Annotated in this window: 13 protein-coding genes; 8 read left to right on the forward strand and 5 right to left on the reverse strand. The window is 46.5% G+C overall.

What is annotated here, in order from left to right:
* From HRU42_RS04070 to HRU42_RS04080, 3 genes are all read right to left on the reverse strand, one after another.
* Positions 1-1514: NAD(P)/FAD-dependent oxidoreductase (locus tag HRU42_RS04070; RefSeq protein ID WP_295029069.1), on the reverse strand; the 1514-nt coding region annotated here is incomplete at its 3' end.
* A 919-nt stretch (positions 1515-2433) separates the two neighbouring features.
* Positions 2434-2613, reverse strand: coding sequence for a hypothetical protein (locus HRU42_RS04075; RefSeq protein ID WP_295029070.1), 180 nt, complete (start codon positions 2611-2613; stop codon positions 2434-2436).
* A 467-nt stretch (positions 2614-3080) separates the two neighbouring features.
* Positions 3081-4337 carry an adenylosuccinate synthetase gene (locus tag HRU42_RS04080; RefSeq protein ID WP_295029071.1) on the reverse strand — a complete coding sequence of 419 codons (1257 nt, stop codon included), beginning with the start codon at positions 4335-4337 and terminating at the stop codon, positions 3081-3083.
* A 135-nt stretch (positions 4338-4472) separates the two neighbouring features.
* Here HRU42_RS04080 and HRU42_RS04085 point away from each other — a divergent pair, with 135 nt between their 5' ends.
* The 3 genes from HRU42_RS04085 (at position 4473) to HRU42_RS04095 (ending at position 7617) form a co-directional block, all read left to right on the forward strand.
* Positions 4473-5366: a LysR family transcriptional regulator gene (locus HRU42_RS04085; RefSeq protein WP_295029072.1), complete on the forward strand. Its 894-nt coding sequence runs from the start codon at positions 4473-4475 to the stop codon at positions 5364-5366.
* 579 nt (positions 5367-5945) lie between these two features.
* Positions 5946-6284 (forward strand): methanolan biosynthesis protein EpsI, encoded by a 339-nt coding sequence (locus tag HRU42_RS04090; protein ID WP_295029073.1) that lies wholly within the window; start codon positions 5946-5948, stop codon positions 6282-6284.
* Positions 6277-7617: an SPFH domain-containing protein gene (locus tag HRU42_RS04095; RefSeq protein ID WP_295029074.1), complete on the forward strand. Its 1341-nt coding sequence runs from the start codon at positions 6277-6279 to the stop codon at positions 7615-7617. Before HRU42_RS04090 ends, HRU42_RS04095 begins: the two co-directional genes overlap by 8 nt.
* A 215-nt stretch (positions 7618-7832) precedes the next feature.
* Here the strand turns inward: HRU42_RS04095 and HRU42_RS04100 are convergent, their stop codons facing one another.
* Entirely contained in the window at positions 7833-9443 is a 1611-nt protein-coding gene (locus tag HRU42_RS04100) for an ABC-F family ATPase (RefSeq protein WP_295029075.1), read from the reverse strand.
* A gap of 847 nt (positions 9444-10290) precedes the next feature.
* Here HRU42_RS04100 and HRU42_RS04105 point away from each other — a divergent pair.
* The 4 genes from HRU42_RS04105 to HRU42_RS04120 all read left to right on the forward strand — a co-directional run bounded on the left by HRU42_RS04105 (position 10291) and on the right by HRU42_RS04120 (position 16552).
* Positions 10291-11046, forward strand: coding sequence for a DUF4184 family protein (locus HRU42_RS04105; protein ID WP_295029076.1), 756 nt, complete (start codon positions 10291-10293; stop codon positions 11044-11046).
* Positions 11047-11095: 49 nt separating this feature from the next.
* On the forward strand, positions 11096-12847 hold the full coding sequence (locus HRU42_RS04110) for an AMP-binding protein (protein WP_295029077.1): 1752 nt from the start codon (positions 11096-11098) through the stop codon (positions 12845-12847).
* 681 nt (positions 12848-13528) lie between these two features.
* Positions 13529-14080 carry a GNAT family N-acetyltransferase gene (locus tag HRU42_RS04115; protein WP_295029078.1) on the forward strand — a complete coding sequence of 184 codons (552 nt, stop codon included), beginning with the start codon at positions 13529-13531 and terminating at the stop codon, positions 14078-14080.
* Positions 14081-14659: 579 nt separating this feature from the next.
* Positions 14660-16552, forward strand: a complete 1893-nt coding sequence (locus HRU42_RS04120) for a S8 family serine peptidase (protein WP_295029079.1) — start codon at positions 14660-14662, stop codon at positions 16550-16552.
* 94 nt (positions 16553-16646) lie between these two features.
* On the opposite strand, the gene HRU42_RS04125 is transcribed toward HRU42_RS04120, so the two are convergent.
* Positions 16647-17042, reverse strand: a complete 396-nt coding sequence (locus tag HRU42_RS04125) for a hypothetical protein (RefSeq protein WP_295029080.1) — start codon at positions 17040-17042, stop codon at positions 16647-16649.
* Between the two features lie 283 nt (positions 17043-17325).
* Here HRU42_RS04125 and HRU42_RS04130 point away from each other — a divergent pair, with 283 nt between their 5' ends.
* The gene (locus tag HRU42_RS04130) at positions 17326-18042 is read left to right on the forward strand and encodes an RluA family pseudouridine synthase (RefSeq protein ID WP_295029081.1); all 717 of its coding nucleotides are present in this window, start codon (positions 17326-17328) and stop codon (positions 18040-18042) included.
* Positions 18043-18147: the final 105 nt, after the last annotated feature.

Genomic DNA, 18147 nt, shown 5'->3' on the forward strand with positions numbered 1-18147 from the left:
CCGGCTGGGTATAATCCTTTGGTATTGATGCTCTGATAATCTGCGTTACGTTTGATTTGAACCGGTGATGAGGTGCGTGTTTCTACGCCGGTGAGCAGGGCATCATCATGGGCAAATCCGGGGATCTTGTTATTAAACGCGGGTAAGGCTTCACGAATAGCCTCAATGGCAAAATCAGGCAGGCTAGTACTGAGATCTGTCATGGTGACGTCTGGCTTATAGGACGGCTCTACATCACCGTATGGCTGGGCTTGAGCCCCTTTCAAGAAATCACCCACTCGTTGCGCCGGGGCTTGATAAGTGCTACCCCCCAAGATGTAGGCATGACGTTCTAGCTTGCGCTGGAGTGCGATGCCTTGCAGCGGATCGTTATCGAAATCGCTCGGTGCAACGCCGACTACGATGGCACTGTTGGCATTACGCTCACTGCGAGAATATTGGCTCATGCCATTAGTGACCACGGCTTCAGTTTCTGATGTGGCCGCCACGACAACGCCGCCAGGGCACATACAGAAGCTATAAACCGAACGACCACTCTTGCAATGGTGCACCAATTTGTAATCCGCAGCACCTAAGATCGGGTGACCCGCATTACTACCAAAGCGCGCTTGGTCAATCAGTTGTTGCTTATGTTCGATGCGAAAACCCACCGAGAAAGACTGGGCTTCAAGGTAAACACCTTTATCATGCAACATCTGTACAGTGTCACGTGCACTGTGGCCAATCGCCAAGGTGACATGCTTGGAATTGATGACTTCGCCGCCCTTGAGCGTCACACCAGTCACCTGGTTGTCGACGATATTGAGTTCTTCAACCCGGGTTTCGAAACGAATATCACCACCAAGCTCGATGATCTTGCTGCGCATACGTTCGACCATAGTAACTAGCTTGAACGTGCCTATATGAGGCTTGCTGACATAAATAATTTCAGCTGGAGCACCGGCGGCAACGAATTCTTGTTTCACTTTTAAGCCGAGAAAATTGGGATCTTTCACCTGACTGTATAATTTACCGTCAGAAAATGTCCCGGCACCGCCTTCACCAAACTGCACGTTTGATTCGGTATTTAATTCACCTTTACGCCAGAAACGGAAGGTATCTTTTGCGCGTTCATGTACAGATTTACCGCGCTCTAAAATGATAGGTTTGAAACCCATTTGAGCCAGAATTAAGCCGGCAAAAAGACCACACGGCCCCATACCAATAACGACGGGGCGCTCTTGTAAATCGACAGGCGCTTGAGCGACATACTTATAATTCGTGTCTGGTGATTGTCTTACCAGTTGATCCTGTTCAAAACGGGATAACAGCTGGTCTTCATCAACATTGTTTAATGTCAAATCCAAGGTGTAAATCAAAGTGATTTTATTACGTTTACGCGCATCATAACCCCGTTTAAAGATATGGATGTCGACAAGCTGCTCTGCCGTGATCGACAGTTTATCAAACACAAAATTGCGCAATGCATCATCGTCATGATCTAACGGTAATTTGACTTCGTTTAGACGTATCATCGGGTGGTTACCTAACAGGGAATATGGTTCATAATCTATGGCGCGCAGTTTACGTGATTTAGGCTAAAAATGAAAATAAAAAGGCAACGACTATCAGCCAGATGCCAGCTCTACAGCTGAGCGCCAGCTGGGGGGCTGTAGTCATTTATCCATCCCTAGAACCATGGATAAAGCTTAAGCGTGTTCGAGATCAGTATGACGCACCTTGCCGTCTCTCCGGCGTGCTTATCACTGTCATTCTGGCATTCTCACTTCCTGTCTTTCCGCGTGCTTACCACTGTCATTCTGGCTTTATTACCATTGTCATTCTGGCTTTATTACCATTGTCATTCTGGCTTTATTACCATTGTCATTCTGGCTTTATTACCATTGTCATTCCGGCTTTATTACCATTGTCATTCCGGCACTCTTGTTAGCCGGAATCCACTTCTGAGAACTTAAAGCCAGAGCTGGATACCGGAACGAGTCCGGTATGACAGCAAAAGGAACAAGCCCGGGAAGACCAAAAGGAACAAGTCCGGTATGACAGCAAAAGGAACGAGTCCGGTATGACAAAAGAGGCAACGCGTTGTAGATAATTCTGGCGCGACTTTGCTAGTGTATTTCCGGCACGCTTATTGGTCGGAATCCATTCAATATGGTCTTTCCGGCATGCCTGTTGGCCGGAATCCACTTCTGAGAACCTAAAGACAAGAGCTGGATCCCGGAACAAGCCCGGGAAGACCAAAAGGAACAAGTCCGGTATGACAGCAAAAGGAACAAGCCCGGTATGACAGCAAAAGGAACAAGCCCGGGATGACACATCATGGTTCTATGAGTCGATGAAGAGTGCCAACGACCTTGAAAAACCCCGCAAGTCATTTTACTTTTCATGATCAGAGTAAAATGATTGTGACAATACTCTATGCAAAGGCTTTAATTAACGTCTAAATCTTTTTACGACACCTTGATAGATAAAGTAAGCCGCGACCGTGACTATGATGAAGGGGACGACGATGACTGCAACGTTGAACATAAACTTAGTCACCGGAATGATGATAAACGTTGCCATGAGTAATATGGCAAAGGTGAGTAATGCGATAAGGGTAATTTGATTCATGCTTTTCCTGAGTTGGTGCTTGTACTTATTGCTACTTGTTGCCAGTTCTTTAGGACTGAAAGTTATCCAGCTAACCCAACGAAACAACGCCTAACGACTTTATAGTATTATCGCAGCCTTATCTTATTCATCCCTTAATTGAGGTAAAAAAATGATACTGAGCTGTAGAAGTTGAGATGCTAGTCAAGCACGTGCTGTGCTCATTTAATAGACAGTGCAAGCAGATGACTCGGGGGAAACTGCTTGCGCTGTAAGTACTCATATGCGACTCACAGTATGAGCCGTTAGAACAAGACGGTATCTTAGCCGTACTTTCCCTCGTCTTTCCGGCATTCTCACTTCCTGTCTTTCTGGCATTTTTTCCACTGTCTTTCCGGCATTTTTTTAGGCCGGAATCCACTTCTTAGCACTTAAAGCCGTGAGTTTGATCCCGGAACGAGCAAATCTGAATCGATAATTACTGGTCATTATCTAAGGATCATTTGCTCACGTTCTGGGCCGACTGATACCATTTTAATTGGTACACCCATCAAGGCTTCTATGCGAAGCACATAAGCTTGGGCGGCTGGGGGTAGGCTGGCAAATGTTCGGCAACCTGTGATGTCTTCGCTCCAACCTTGCATCTCTTCATAAATAGGCGTTAGGGCTGCGGTTTGAGGCCAGATTGGGTTTTGTGTGTGTTCACCGGCGTAGGATACACAGATTTTCAGATCTTTCATGCCAGTTAAGCAGTCAATCTTAGTCAGTGCGATTTCGGTGGCGGCTTGTAGCTCGACACCGTTACGGGTTGCGACGGCATCGAAATATCCCATATCACGAGGACGACCCGTTACTGCGCCGTATTCATTAGATGCTTCACGGAAGTTATCTTGCTCTTCCATTGCGGTGACTAATGTACCCGTACCCACAGATGAGCTGAATGATTTTGCCACGGCAATGATCCGCTCCGGGCGTAGCGCCGGTAAACCACTGCCAATGCCGGCATAGGCCGCCGTTACGTTTGAAGAGGTTGTCCATGGGTATTCGCCATAAACCAAGTCGCGGCCTGCACCGAGTTGTGCTTCAAACAACAAGTTAGCCTGGTTGCTTTGCATGACTTTTAGTGGTTCAGTCACGTTACAGATAAATTCACGCCAAGGGGCTGTGACTTCTAATAACCATGCTGTCATCTCTTCGGCGCTTTGGCTGAAGTCACAGCTTGGGTATAGGGCGTTTAATTGGGGCATTTTCCAATCGAGCATAAATTGAATACGCTCAAGTAGCACTTCAGGTTGCATTAACCAGCCGACAAGAATGCCTTTTTTCATGACACGGTCGCCATAGGCGGGGGCTATACCTTGACGAGTTGAACCGTAGGCTGCATCGCCCAAGCGCTCTTCTTCCAGGGTATCTTCGAGTGCGTGTAGAGGCAGACATAAGGTGGCACGATCTGAGATGTGTAACTTAACACTCACGCCAGCCGCTTTCACCTCGGCAATCTCTTCGCTTAATGCTGCAGGGCTGATGACCATGCCAGGGCCGAGTACCGCAATACAGTCTGGATTAAATATGCCGCTGGGAAGCTGGTGTAATTTAAAGGTGCCAAAATCATTGACCACGGTATGACCCGCATTATTGCCACCTTGAAAACGAATGCTTGCAGAGGCATCTGCCGCAAGAAAATCAACGATACGGCCTTTACCTTCATCGCCCCAATTGGCACCCACAACAACAATAGACGGCATAACTCACACTCCTGAATAATTAAGAGGCTATGCTAATTCAACGAGTGAGATATGGAAAATTAATAATTATTATCGATTTGATAAGTAACTCATATATTATGAGTAGAGAAACGACTTAAATAACCAGGTAAAAGTATGCTTGACCTCAATTGGCTTAGAACGTTTGTCACCTTAGCGCAGCAGCAACATTTTGGTAAGGCAGCGGCGGCGCTGCATATGACTCAGCCTAATGTCAGCCTGCATATCAAGCAGTTAGAAAGTACCACCCGAGTTAAGCTGATTGAGCGTACCCCATTTCACTTGACTCAGGCTGGAGTTAGGTTACTGCTATCGAGCCAAAAAACCTTAATGGAGTTGCAGGTCTGTCAGGCGGATCTCAATGCGATCAACGACCTTAGCCAAGGAACGCTTACCATTGCGGCCAGTGATATCATTTCACGGTTACTCTTGATCTCACCATTTCAGCTGTTTAAGGCCCAGTTCCCGGGGATCGATTTTTCGCTGTTAAATACCACCTCATCACAAGCATCAGAACTGGTTAAAAATGCCCAAGCGGATTTAGGCTTTGTGATCGCCCAAAAAGAGAGTCAGCCGTTACATTTCACCGAGTTACAACAGATACACTGGTGCGCACTAGGAGATAACCTAGCGCTATGGCAACAGGCGAAACGACAGCCTGAATTGGCGTTAGAGAGTGAACCCACCTTGATCTTATTGGGCCACGATACTCGTACCCGAGACCTACTCGATTCAGCGCTGCCATCTTTGAATTTACCTCAGTATCGAATCATGGAAGTCGGCAGTGTCGATGCACAAATAGACTGGGCAGAAGCGGGTTTTGGTGTGGCGATAGTGCCCGAGTTTTCAATTTATACTAAGCGACATCTAAAGACCAAGGTGACGCCGCTACCCGAGTTTCCCACCACCAGCCTTGGTTATATTGTGCGACAAAACCAGATACTGTCGAAAGCCATCAAACAGTTATTAAGATGGGTCGATGAAGAGATCATCCGATTGCAGAATAGGTAGAGCCAATGACTTATCGTCTTTCCGGCATGCCTGTTGGCCGGAATCCACTTCTGAGAACTTAAAGACAAGAGCTGGATCCCGGAACAAGCCCGGGATGACCAAAAGGAACAAGCCCGGGAAGACCGTAAAAAAGCTAACAATGGATCTCGGAACGAGTCCGGTATGACAAAAGAGGCAACGCGTAGTAGATAATTCTGGCGCGACTTTACTAGTGTCTTTCCGGTACGCTTACTTACTGTCATTCCGGCACTCTTGTTGGCCGGAATCCACGGTTTCGCACCTAAAGACAAAAGCTGGATCCCGGAACGAGTCCGGGATGACTGGAACGAGGCCGGGATGACTGGAACAAGGCCGGGATGACTGGAACAAGGCCGGGATGACTGGTAATGAGTAAAAATCATTCACAACATGTCATCGGTTTATTTTTAAACTTTAATTTACAAATCCATTCAATGTCTTGGATCTATTTTAACCTGATATATACACCTTAATCCTGTAAGATGATTTAGCGTAACAAGTGTAGGTTGTGCCTATTTTGATACGCCACAATGAACACTCAAAACAAAATGAGTAGATATTATGTTTTTATATATTACAGGGTTAAGTGTGCTCATTATGATCTTGTGCGCGGCTCTCTATGTGATTTATCGCAATATACATAGAGGGCGGATCAGCAAATCTAAAGAATATAATGTGTTATTTGATGAAGATACGATAGTGGATGAGTTAATCACTCAGCTTATCGAAAAGAATCAAAACCAAGAAAACCAACAAAAAACCACACGAAGTAAACAAGACATCTTGGCGACTTTTGTCGACTTGCATAGGTCTGGCAGTTTTTGCGCTCAATTAACTGAGCAAGAGATCGTCTATTTTGTCAAAAAGAAGTTAAATATGGAGTCCAATAAACATGGATAGTAAGGTTCAATCAGATCAGCAATTCACTCGTGGTTCTCTTGCCCCGCAAAAGAGTAATCGTAACCTCATTTTAATTGCAGCTTGTATCACAGTTTTGGTGGTCATAGCGACGTTTATTTCCCAGATGATCGCCTGGAATGAAGCGGACGAACGTCTGGTTCATCAATCGGCATTTACCGGCGATCTCACGGTTATCAATCAAGCCGGGCCTTATTTCAAAGCCTTTGGCACTGTGTCAGCCTATAAAAAAGTGATTTCGATTAATTTTACCGGTGATGACGGTGCAACGGCGAGTGCCTTGGTTCCATTAATCCCGATCCGTTTCCTCGATACTACAACAGGTGACGCCCGCGGTGTGGCTCGTTTTAGGTTACCAGGTAATGTGCCAGCCGGAGAGTCAGGTTCATTACGGGGATTACTTAAAATCCACGAAGAATTTGGCTCGCAAGATACCTTAATCTCAAACCTTTTGATGCGTGCCACGACTGAAAATGTGAAGGCGTCCGCCAGAATGATGTCTGTAGAGCAACATTATTCAGGTGGTAATGGACAACTGAGCCAAGATTTTTCTGACCAACTCGTCTATGGTATTTTCGTTACCGAACAAATTTTCGGTTCTGGCAGCCGTCCTAAAACGGGCGAGTTTAATAATTTAAATAAACAGCAGCGGGTCACCATCAATATAAAACAAGATGAAGAAGGCAATGCATTGCGTAATTCGGCTATCTTAGGTGCCTATGGGATCACGGTCGTCGATGCGAGCATTATCGATATTGATTACGAAAGCAAAGTGAATGCCAGGCTCGAGGCACAGAAGCAGGCGGCTGCCGATGAGGCTCTGGCGAGACAAAACCTGAAGAAGGCTGAACAACAAGCGCGTACCGAAGTGGCTTTAGGTGAACAAGCCATCGCCAAGCAGAGAGCCGAATCGGAAAAGCTCAAAATTAAGGAGCAGATTGACGCCGAGCGGGTTAAAGCCAATGCGATTATCTCCGCGCAGCAACGTGTGGCCGTTAAAGCCGAGTTGGCTAAAGAGCAACATGAAATCTTGAAGCAGCAACGCCTCGAGGCCCAAGGTATGGATGTATTAGCCGAAGCGCGTCAAAGGGCTAAGTCTGCGGCGCTGGATCCTAAATATGTGTTCGATGAAACATTAAAAGCGGAAGTAAAAATCCAAACGGCGCTGTTTAACAGCCTAGGTAACAGCCGTCTGGTACCTGAGATAGTGATCGGCGGTGGACAGGGAGTGCAAAATAATGGCTCTGAGTTTATGCGTTTACTGGCTGCCGATGCGGCACTCAATCTTAAGAAGCGTTTAGACAATAGGCAATAGCCGTTTTCAGGTAATCACTGAGCCAGTTAATTAGGCTTGGTGATTAACTCGGTTTTATTGTTACTGCAGCCGGTATTATATCTATGGGTATAAATTGTATAGCGCTAGTTTAAGCGACTCAATAAGTTAAATACCCATAAACAAAAACGCCGCCAGACTCTAGTCTGGCGGCGTTTTTAATTGAAGCTAGGATTTGATTCAGCTATTGCGTCGCCTTAAGCAACTTTTCTGGCAGCGGCTTCAGCCGTGCTGGCTAGGTATTCATCGAAGCTGCCGTGGAAGTTGACCAGCTTCTTGTCTTTCACGTCTATGATGTGGGTGGCCAGTGATGAGACAAACTCACGGTCATGGCTGACGAAGATTAGCGTGCCTTCGAAAACCTTGAGCGCATTGTTCAAGGCTTCGATGGCTTCCATGTCCATGTGGTTGGTTGGCTCATCCATGATGAGCACATTGATGTCTTGCATCATCAACTTGCCGAACAAGAGGCGGTTCTTCTCTCCACCGGAGCAGTTCTTGGCTTTCTTGTTGGCATCGTCTTCGGTAAACAATAGACGACCTAACATGCCACGGACCGAAAGGTCGTTATGCTTAGGCGTGCGCCACTGTGACATCCAGTCAAATAACGACAGTTCATTCTCGAAATCAGCCGTGCTGTCTTGTGGGCAGTAACCGATAGCGGCATTTTCTGACCACTTGATCACGCCTTGATTGTGTGACAGCTCGTTAACTAGGCAGCGAAGTAGGGTGGTCTTACCCACACCGTTCTCACCGATAACGGCCAATTTAGCGCCCGCTTCTAGGATAAGCTCGCCGCCTTCGAATAAGGTTTCAGCGTCAAAACCATGGCCCAAATCTTCAATAACCAGCGCCTGGCGATGCATCTTCTTGCACTCATCGAAACGCAATGACGGTGTCATACGGCTCGACGATTTGACTTCATCTAAGCTGATCTTATCCAACTTTTTAGCACGAGAACTGGCTTGCTTGGCTTTAGATGCGTTGGCACCGAAGCGGTTGACGAAGTCCTGTAATTCGGCCATCTCGGCGCTCTTCTTAGCGTTACCGGATAATAGCTGCTCCTGGATAAGGCCAGATGCTTCGAGGAAGTACTCGTAGTTACCGGGATAGATACGTAGCTCGCCGTAATCGATATCCGCCATATGGGTACAGACAGAGTTAAGGAAGTGTCTGTCGTGGGAGATGATGATCATGGTGCATTTACGTTTATTTAGCTCGCCCGCTAACCAGGAGATGGTATGAATATCCAAGTTGTTGGTTGGCTCATCGAGGAGCAAGATGTCTGGATTAGCAAATAAAGCCTGGGCCAGCAGTACGCGTAACTTCCAACCCGGGGCAACTTGCTGCATTAAACCAAAGTGAAACGATTCTTCGATGCCCGCTTCGAGTAAGATCTCACCGGCACGAGACTCGGCGCTATAGCCGTCCATCTCGGCAAACTCACTCTCGAGTTCGGCGACCTTCATGCCGTCATCTTCGCTCATTTCTGGTAGCGAGTAGATGCGGTCACGTTCTTGCTTCACTTGCCAAAGCTTTGCATCACCCATGATCACAGTATCGACCACACTGTATTGCTCGAACGCAAACTGATCTTGGCTCAAGGTACCCACTTTAAGACCAGGTGTGATAGACACGTTGCCTGAGCTTGGTGCTAAAGTGCCACTGAGGATTTTCATGAATGTGGATTTACCACAACCGTTAGCGCCGATGAGGCCATAACGATTGCCGTGTCCAAATTTAGCTGAAATGTTTTCAAACAAAGGCTCAGCGCCAAACTGCATGGTGATGTTCGCGGTGGATATCAAAGAAATGTTCCTAGGTGTACAGGCAGGTTTTGAATTGACTCGCTTTTTAAAACTCAGGCCAAAATAACAACGTGCAATAATAATGAGTAAATTAGGTCGCGGATTATACAGAGTTTGAGCGCATTGGGCTAGTGAAGATCGCATCCCATCGCAAAGCACATGGTGAAAGACGCCAAAAAGCAGCGATAAGCGGTAAGGGAGGCATTCAGCATTCTGTTTCCGACACCCTTATCTAGTGTCTTTCAGCCCTATCAAGTACTGTCTGTCAGCACTCTCAATAGCGTCTTCCGGCATGCTTAACTAGTGTCTTTCCGCACTCTCAATAGTGTCTTTCCGGCACGCTCATTGGCCGGAATCCACTCACTACCGTCTTTCCGGCATTCTGTTGGCCGGAATCCATTTCTGAGAACTTAGAGCCAGAGCTGGATCCCGGAACAAGCCCGGGAAGACCAAAAGGAACGAGTCTGGGATGACAAAAGAGGCAACGCGTAGTAGATAATTCTGGTGTGTTGATCTAGCGTCTTGCCGGCATGCTTAACTAGTGTCTTTCCGGCACGCTCATTGGCGGTAATCCACTCACTACCGTCTTTCCGGCATTATTTTAGGCCGGAATCCATTTCTGAGAACGTAAAGACAAGAGCTGGATCCCGGAACGAGTCCGGGATGACTGGGACCAGAGCTGGATCCCGGAACGAGTCCGGGATGACAAGATGGTACGAGTCTGGTTCGATAATGGCTCTCGGTTCAGGCCTAAACCTCCAGTGTGTAATAAATAGTGGGTAATAAAAGATGTGAGCTAATTAATGTGTTAAATTTAATTAAAACCCTTCCTTAAAAGTTGATGTTAATGCCTTTTACTGTGACTCACATCATGGCGATATTACCCTTATTTATCTTAAATCGTAACATTCCCCTAGTCGCACTGGCCGTCGGCGCTATGGTGCCAGATTTTACGCTGTTCTTTCCGCTATCTGGCTATGATTTTTCTCACTCGGTACTGGGAGTGCTATTTTATTGCTTACCCGTAGGAATGATCTTGTATTGTCTATTCGTTCATCTCGGTAAACCATTTATCATCGATGCATCACCCGCTTGGCTATATTCCCGACTGCTGAGATTTCGCCATGGCTATTTGCCTTATACCCTCACTAATGTGCTACTAATTTCGTGCTCCATTATCTTAGGGGCGTTCACACATGTGATCTGGGACTCATTCACTCATAGGGAAGGGTGGGGGCTTGAGCTTATACCTTCATTACTGCAAACCGTCACACTTCTCGGTGTAGAGCTGCCTTGGTATAAAGTGATGCAGTATGCCAGCAGCCTGATTGGACTGCCAATGTTGGCGCTTTACTCATTCGTGATAATAATCCGCTTAGCGCCAGAGAAGACGACAGATATAAAGCGTTATAGGCCTATTACCTTATTTAGCATAATGGGGAGTTTTATGGCCATCCCTATTATCATCGCGGGTGCTCACCTTCAAGGTGATTTAGCATTTAATGCATTATTGGGTAATACACTTATTGATTCAATCAGTGTTAGCCTAGTATTATTGCTGCTGTACAGCTTATTAAACTGGCGATATCACAGCAGCGAGTAACTAATAAATTAGCAATATATAACAATCATAACCAGTGCAAGGAGGCCCTATGTTAGATTTTATCGATACCATTCCAAGTGATGCCCCATCACAGAGTCTTGTATTTCCTTTATCCATGAGTGAGTTTTCAGGTTCTATGGCGTCGCCCTTGGCATCTCAAACCATAGGCAGTTACTTTGATGATATCGTTAAACGTTATCCAGATAATCTGGCTGTGGTGGTACGGCATCAAAAGGTACGTTGGACCTATAAGCAGTATCAACAGCATATCGATGAACTTGCCATTGGCCTGCTCGAGCTCGGCATTAAGCCTGGCGATAGAGTCGGGATCTGGTCGCCCAATAATATCGAGTGGTGTCTGACGCAATTTGCTACCGCCAAGATTGGCGCCATCATGGTGTGCATCAATCCCGCTTATCGGCCCGAGGAGCTACAATATGCGCTGACGAATGTGGGCTGCTGCGCCATCATCTGCGCCGAGCGTTTTAAAACCAGTCACTATCTGGACATGCTTTATCAGCTGGCCCCTGAGTTATTGACCTGTGAGCCGGGCAAGTTAATGTCTGCTGCATTGCCTGCACTCAAGTCGGTGATCCGTATGGGTGATGGCGTGTCGGCGGGGATGTTTAATTTTAATCGGATAAAGCGCCCGTTAATCGCTAATGAACGCGCTAGGCTAGATCTGCTGGCCGCGACCCTGTCGCCTAGCCATGCCATCAATATTCAATTCACTTCAGGCACGACTGGCAGCCCTAAAGGGGCCACGCTTAGCCATCATAACATTCTCAATAATGGCTTGCTGGTCGCCGATGCCATGCAGCTCACCAGTGACGATAAGTTGTGCATCCCAGTGCCTCTGTATCACTGCTTTGGCATGGTGCTTGGCAATCTAGTGTGTATCGCCAAAGGCGCGGCTGCTGTTTTTCCTGGTGAATCATTCGAGCCCTTGGCGACATTAACCGCGGTTGAAAACGAGCGCTGCACCGGACTGCACGGTGTGCCGACCATGTTCATTGCCATGCTGGAGTTAGGCAGCTTTAACCAGTTCGATTTAAGCTCACTGCGGACTGGCATCATGGCTGGGGCCACATGTCCCGAAGAGGTGATGCGCCGGGTGCAGGATTTGATGTACATGAAGCAGGTCTTGATTGGCTATGGTCAGACAGAAACCAGTCCTATCAATCATATTACCGAAATCGATTCGCCCCTGATTAAGCGTGTCACGACCGTTGGCCGCGCTATGGCTCACACCCAAGTAAAAATTATCGATGAGTCGGGTAACACAGTGGCAATTAACCAGGCGGGTGAGGTGTGCTCAAAAGGTTATTGCGTGATGCAAGGCTACTGGAACGACGCCGAAAAGACACAGGCGACAATCGACAGCCATGGCTGGCTGCACTCGGGTGATATCGGTGAGATGGATGATGAAGGTTACGTTAAAATCGTCGGCCGCATCAAAGACATGATCATTCGCGGCGGCGAAAATATCTATCCCAGGGAGATAGAGGAGAAACTCTACAGCCACGCCGATGTGTTAGATGCGGCGGTATTTGGCGTGCAGAGTGACAAATATGGCGAAGAGGTGTGCGCCTGGATCAAGTTACGCCCGGGCTGCCTGGAAATAGAAGATGAAATTCGCCACTTCCTCACCGAGAAGATCGCTTATTTTAAGGTGCCGCGTTACATCAAGTTTGTCACCGAGTACCCGATGACAGTGACCGGTAAGATCCAGAAATATAAGATGCGCGACCTCATGTATAAAGAAGTGTATGCCGACTTGCATAAAGATCTAAATCAATAGTTAGCCAGGCTAAGAGGTCTACTCCTCCCAGTCTTTCCGGCATGCTTTCCCCTCGTCTTTCAGCACTCTCACTTACTGTCTTTCCGGCATGCTTGTTGGCCGGAATCCACTTCTTAGAACGTAAAGACAACAGCTGGATCCCGGAACGAGTCCGGGATGACAGCAACAGGAACGAGTCCGGGATGACAGCAACAGGAACGAGTCCGGGATGACAGCAACAGGAACGAGTCCGGGTCGATAATTGCGCCTGGCATGAAGGACATTTCCTACCTGACCCATAGGGATATGGGAAATGTCTGAATGATATCGGGAATATCACAGACCCGTGTAGGTCGAAGACATATCCCATTTCGTCTTTCCGGCATGCTTGTTGGCGTGAATTTATATGCGAGTTTTTGCATGAAGGTTGAAAATATCTCGGGGTTATAGTTTATGATTTGCATAATTGGCGCATAACTAATGCATACCCAACATATAGCTCCAGCATGTTTGTATGTTTGTTGCCTAATTCGTGCACAAAAGATTATAGAGTTTGGCAGGCAAGATTTTATCATTCTCTGCAGTAGGCAGCCTCTTCGGCGCAGACGGCTACTCTGGTGAAAACATTGAGTTATCGACTCGCTAACGCCAAGCTTGGGTTATATGCTTAGTGAATAGAGTAATCCTGCTGAGGAGTAATGTATGAGAATTCCGGATACTGACAGACTCGAGTTTCATTTTATGACCCGTAAGGATGCTGCAGCCTTGTTTGAACTCGATCAAGATGAAGACGTGATGCGCTACATCAATGGTGGCCGTAAGACGACCATGGAAGACATTCGTCAGGTCTCGATCCCCAGGCTCGAAACCTATGCCAATGAGGATGAAGGTTGGGGAATATGGAAGGTGACTGCCAAACCTTCTGATACCTTAAAGGCTCATCTCTATTTGGGCTGGATATTGGTGAGACCCATGGATTTTTTCAATGATGATCCCAAATGGGACAATCTCGAATTGGGTTGGCGCTTCAAACAAATTGCCTGGGGTAAAGGGTATGCCACTGAGGCGGCAAGGGCGGTGATGGATGTGGTTACCGCGCCGGATAAGATCAATAAGGCGTCTGCCATCGCCTTCGAAGAGAACCTAGGTTCGATTAACATCATGAAGAAACTTGGCATGAGCTTTCTTAAGAAAGATATTCACAAGGACCCATTGGGCGATCTGGAATTAGTCTATTACGAAAAGGTCTTCTAAAAGACGAGGTGCTAGAGACGACTTTCTATAAGAGGTCGTCATAAATGCAATTATCAGCTCTCATTGGCACACTGTCATAAACCAATAAACTGAATATAGTATGCTTATGTTCAGTTTATTGTGGCGAGATCACCTTGAGTATTTTTAAGACGATGCCACAAATCTCAACTCAAGGGATTTAATTAAAGAAAAACATCATCGAAACCGTGATTAATACTTCTTACTTACAGGATTGAACTGCTCTAGTAAAAACGAAGTAATATCTTCATTCAGTCAATTTGTTATCATCATTGTGATGATAAAATGATGAAATTATGAGCGCCGAAATAAAACAAATACTTATCGGCCATATTCTTAAGTTATTTTATAAAAAATGCCAATTAATTTCATTCTGCGGGTTTCACGGTTATAAGTCATTAATAATGTGTGGTTTTAGTAATCTTTACTTATGTAAAGGGATTGTTACAATGCTGACTCCTTACCTATCGCTTGTTTTTTATACTCTCATTACGCCGGTTCAATAAATGAACTAGGTTAATTCTGCCCCTGAGGCACAATTAATAAAAATGGAGTTAAACCATGTATAAGAAACAACTGATAGCAATAGCGGTCACAGCAGGATTAACATCGGTCTCTATTCAAGCACAAGAGTATCAAGCACAGATGATTGAGGTCGAACAATCACGTGCTATTAAAGATACTTATATTGTGGTGTTTAACACACCCAGTGTGCTCAACTTTTCAGATCAGCTGTCGATTCAGAGTTATGCTATTCAACAAGGCCAGCAGTTAGCCAATCGTTTCAACATAAACGTAAAGAAAAACTTCGGTAGTGCGCTTAATGGCGTGCTGATCAGTGGTAGTCAGCGAGAGATCATGGCCCTGCGCAGTGATCCCAATGTTAAATACATCGAGCAAGATCAGATGATGTCTATCAGCCCTATGGTTAGCGCTGCGGGTGATCAAGGCAGTCCGACCTGGGGACTCGATAGACTAGATCAAAGGGACTTGCCCTTAGATGCTAACTATCACTACGATTTCGATGGCAGCAGTGTCACGGCCTATATTATCGATACTGGCGTATTGACCACCCATAACGAATTTGGCGGCCGTGCCAGCAGTGGTTATGACTTTATCGACAACGACAACGATGCCACCGACTGTAACGGTCATGGCACCCATGTGGCCGGTACCATAGGCGGTTCTACCTACGGCGTGGCTAAAAATGTCAGCCTAGTGGGCGTTCGCGTTCTCAGCTGTAGTGGCTCGGGTAGTAACTCTGGGGTGATATCGGGTATTAACTGGGTGAAGAACAATGCTCAGGGCCCATCGGTTGCCAACATGAGTCTAGGTGGCGGTGTTTCTCAGGCCACTGACGATGCGGTGAATGCGGCCGTCGCTGCGGGCATCACCTTCGTGGTGGCAGCGGGTAATGATAACAGCAATGCCTGTAACTATTCACCCGCTAGAGCCGTGGATGCGATTACCGTCGGCTCAACAACCAGTAGCGACAGTCGTTCTAGCTTCTCAAATTACGGTAGCTGTTTAGATATCTATGCGCCGGGTTCGAGCATCACATCAGCCTGGTATAATTCCAATTCTGCGACTAACACCATCAGTGGCACTTCGATGGCCGCGCCTCATGTGGCTGGTGTAGCCGCACTGTATTTGGATCAAACCCCGTCACTTTCTCCCTCACAAATTGACGCCTTACTCTCATCCAGAGCAACCTCAGGCAAGGTAACCGATGCCAAGTCTGGCTCACCAAACGAGTTATTGTTTGCCCTCGAAGGTGCTGGTGGCGGTTGTGGTAACGATTGCCCGGTGGATGAGACTGAGCTGACCAATGATCAGAGCATTAGCACCAGCGGCGCTACTGGCTCAGAAAATAACTACTTTATCGATGTGCCAGCAGGCACGACCTCATTATCGGTGGATCTGACGGGTGGCAGTGGCGATGCGGATATCTATGTGCAGCAGGGTAGCAAGCCGACATTAAGCAGTTATCAGTGTCGTCCATATAAGACTGGAAATAACGAGTCTTGTAGCTTCAACAATCCAGCAGCCGGTAAATGGTATGTGATGGTGCATGGTTACAGTACGTATTCCAATGCGAGTCTTAATGCCAGCTATGCAACGGGTGGAGGCGGTGGCACTTGCCCAGATGCAAATTGTTTAACAAACGGCGTTGCTGTGACAGACATTAGTGGGGGAAAAGGATCTGAGCAAACTTACAAGGTCTATGTCGAGGCGGGTTCACAATTAACCGTGAGCACAGTTGGTGGCAATGGTGATGCCGATCTCTACGTGAAGGCAGGCAGTGCGCCAACGACGAGCTCTTATGATTGTCGCCCCTATAAGAATGGCAACACAGAAACCTGTTCCTTCAGTGTCAATCAGTCGGGTATGTATCACATCATGTTAAGGGGCTACAGCAGCTTTAGTGGCTTGTCTTTAACCGCCAGCCATTGATTTACTGCTTGAGTTAACCAATATATAGCAAACAAAAAGCCCTGATGATGTCAGGGCTTTTTTACTCTAATCGAGTGTCTTATATCTATTGGTATTACTCAGAGGGCGCGACAGAGACTGTCCAGTGTATGTTTGGCCCATTTTCTTCGGCCCTATATTCCATGGAAGCCTCTTGTCCATCGGGGAGCACAGAGAAACTGGGTAAGGTGCTGGTATTGCGAAAGTCACCTTGGCGAAAAATAAGCTGAGCGGTAACATCGACCTGTTGTTGATTCTCCGATAAGGTATAACGTATATAATTGAATTCCTGAGATGTTACTGGAAACTCGCTAGTCTCACCGTTACCGAGGAAAATTTCACTGGGTCCCGCGCTCACGTCATTTAAGGTTAACTGTGTTTTCAGTATGTAACCTTTGGATGTGAAGCCTGTCAACATGAAGATGAATAATAGTGATAATAAACTTAATATGATGAGTGCAGGTTTTAACATACAGAATCCATAGAGCTTGGCATTTGATAACGATATTAACATCTTTATGAGCTCGGCCAAGCCAGATTTTCATCTAAAGAACGAGTTTGCATAATTTATTCAGCTTATATACAGCTTAGTGCTGAGCGATTTCTATGGTTTAAGTTAAAGGAGGACATTAAACAGGCATTCGCTGGAATTAGACAATGTCTGTTAGTTGTAAGCTTTAGTCTTGGGACGATATTAGGTAATATTCGCACCCTGTTAATATACTCTTTACTTACAGCAGTAACCAATAGCCATTATGCAGCCACAAGCAGACCCTTTTATCGTGCCCAAATGTCTCGATGACATTAATGTCCTCTTCCGGGATGAACATATCTTAGTGATCGATAAACCTAGCGGCTTACTGAGCCTGTCGGGTAAGCACCCACTGAATATTGACTCGGTTCATTACCGGTTAGTTGAGGACTACCCAAGGTGTACCTTGATCCATCGCCTCGACTTTGGCACTTCCGGTATCATGCTACTGGCCATGAACAAACAGATTAATGCATTGTTATGCAAGCAGTTCAGTGAGAGACGAGTCAGTAAACGTTATACAGCCTTACTGCATGGTGATCTTAGACCAGACTCAGGCTTGGTAGATTGTGGCATCGCCAAGGATGTTGATAATTTTCCCCTGATGAAGCTATGCCAAGATACGGGTAAGCCGGCGCAATCACAATTTCGGGTGATATCACGTTTTATTCAGACTGATAACGATAACTTTTTTCTCGATGATCCCAGGGCAGGGCAAAGACACGTGACCCGGGTTGAATTTGAACCGGTAACGGGCCGCACTCATCAACTGAGATTACACAGTCAACATCTGGGCCATCCAATACTGGGCTGCGATCTGTATGCGACGGATGAAGCGTACTTTATGTCTAGCCGTTTGATGTTACATGCTTCTCGCTTGTGTTTTGAACACCCAGTTACGGGTGTGCCAATGATAATGGAATCTAAGAGTCCATTCTAATCTCACCAAGTTGTTATACCATTATGTAAGTCTAAGTTTCAGCTATAGCTTTTTCTGCGTGTATTTTGTTAAAATCACGCCACTTATGTTAAGTGGTGTGACGTT

This window comes from Shewanella sp., assembly GCF_013214165.1.
In the GTDB taxonomy this organism is placed as follows: domain Bacteria; phylum Pseudomonadota; class Gammaproteobacteria; order Enterobacterales; family Shewanellaceae; genus Shewanella.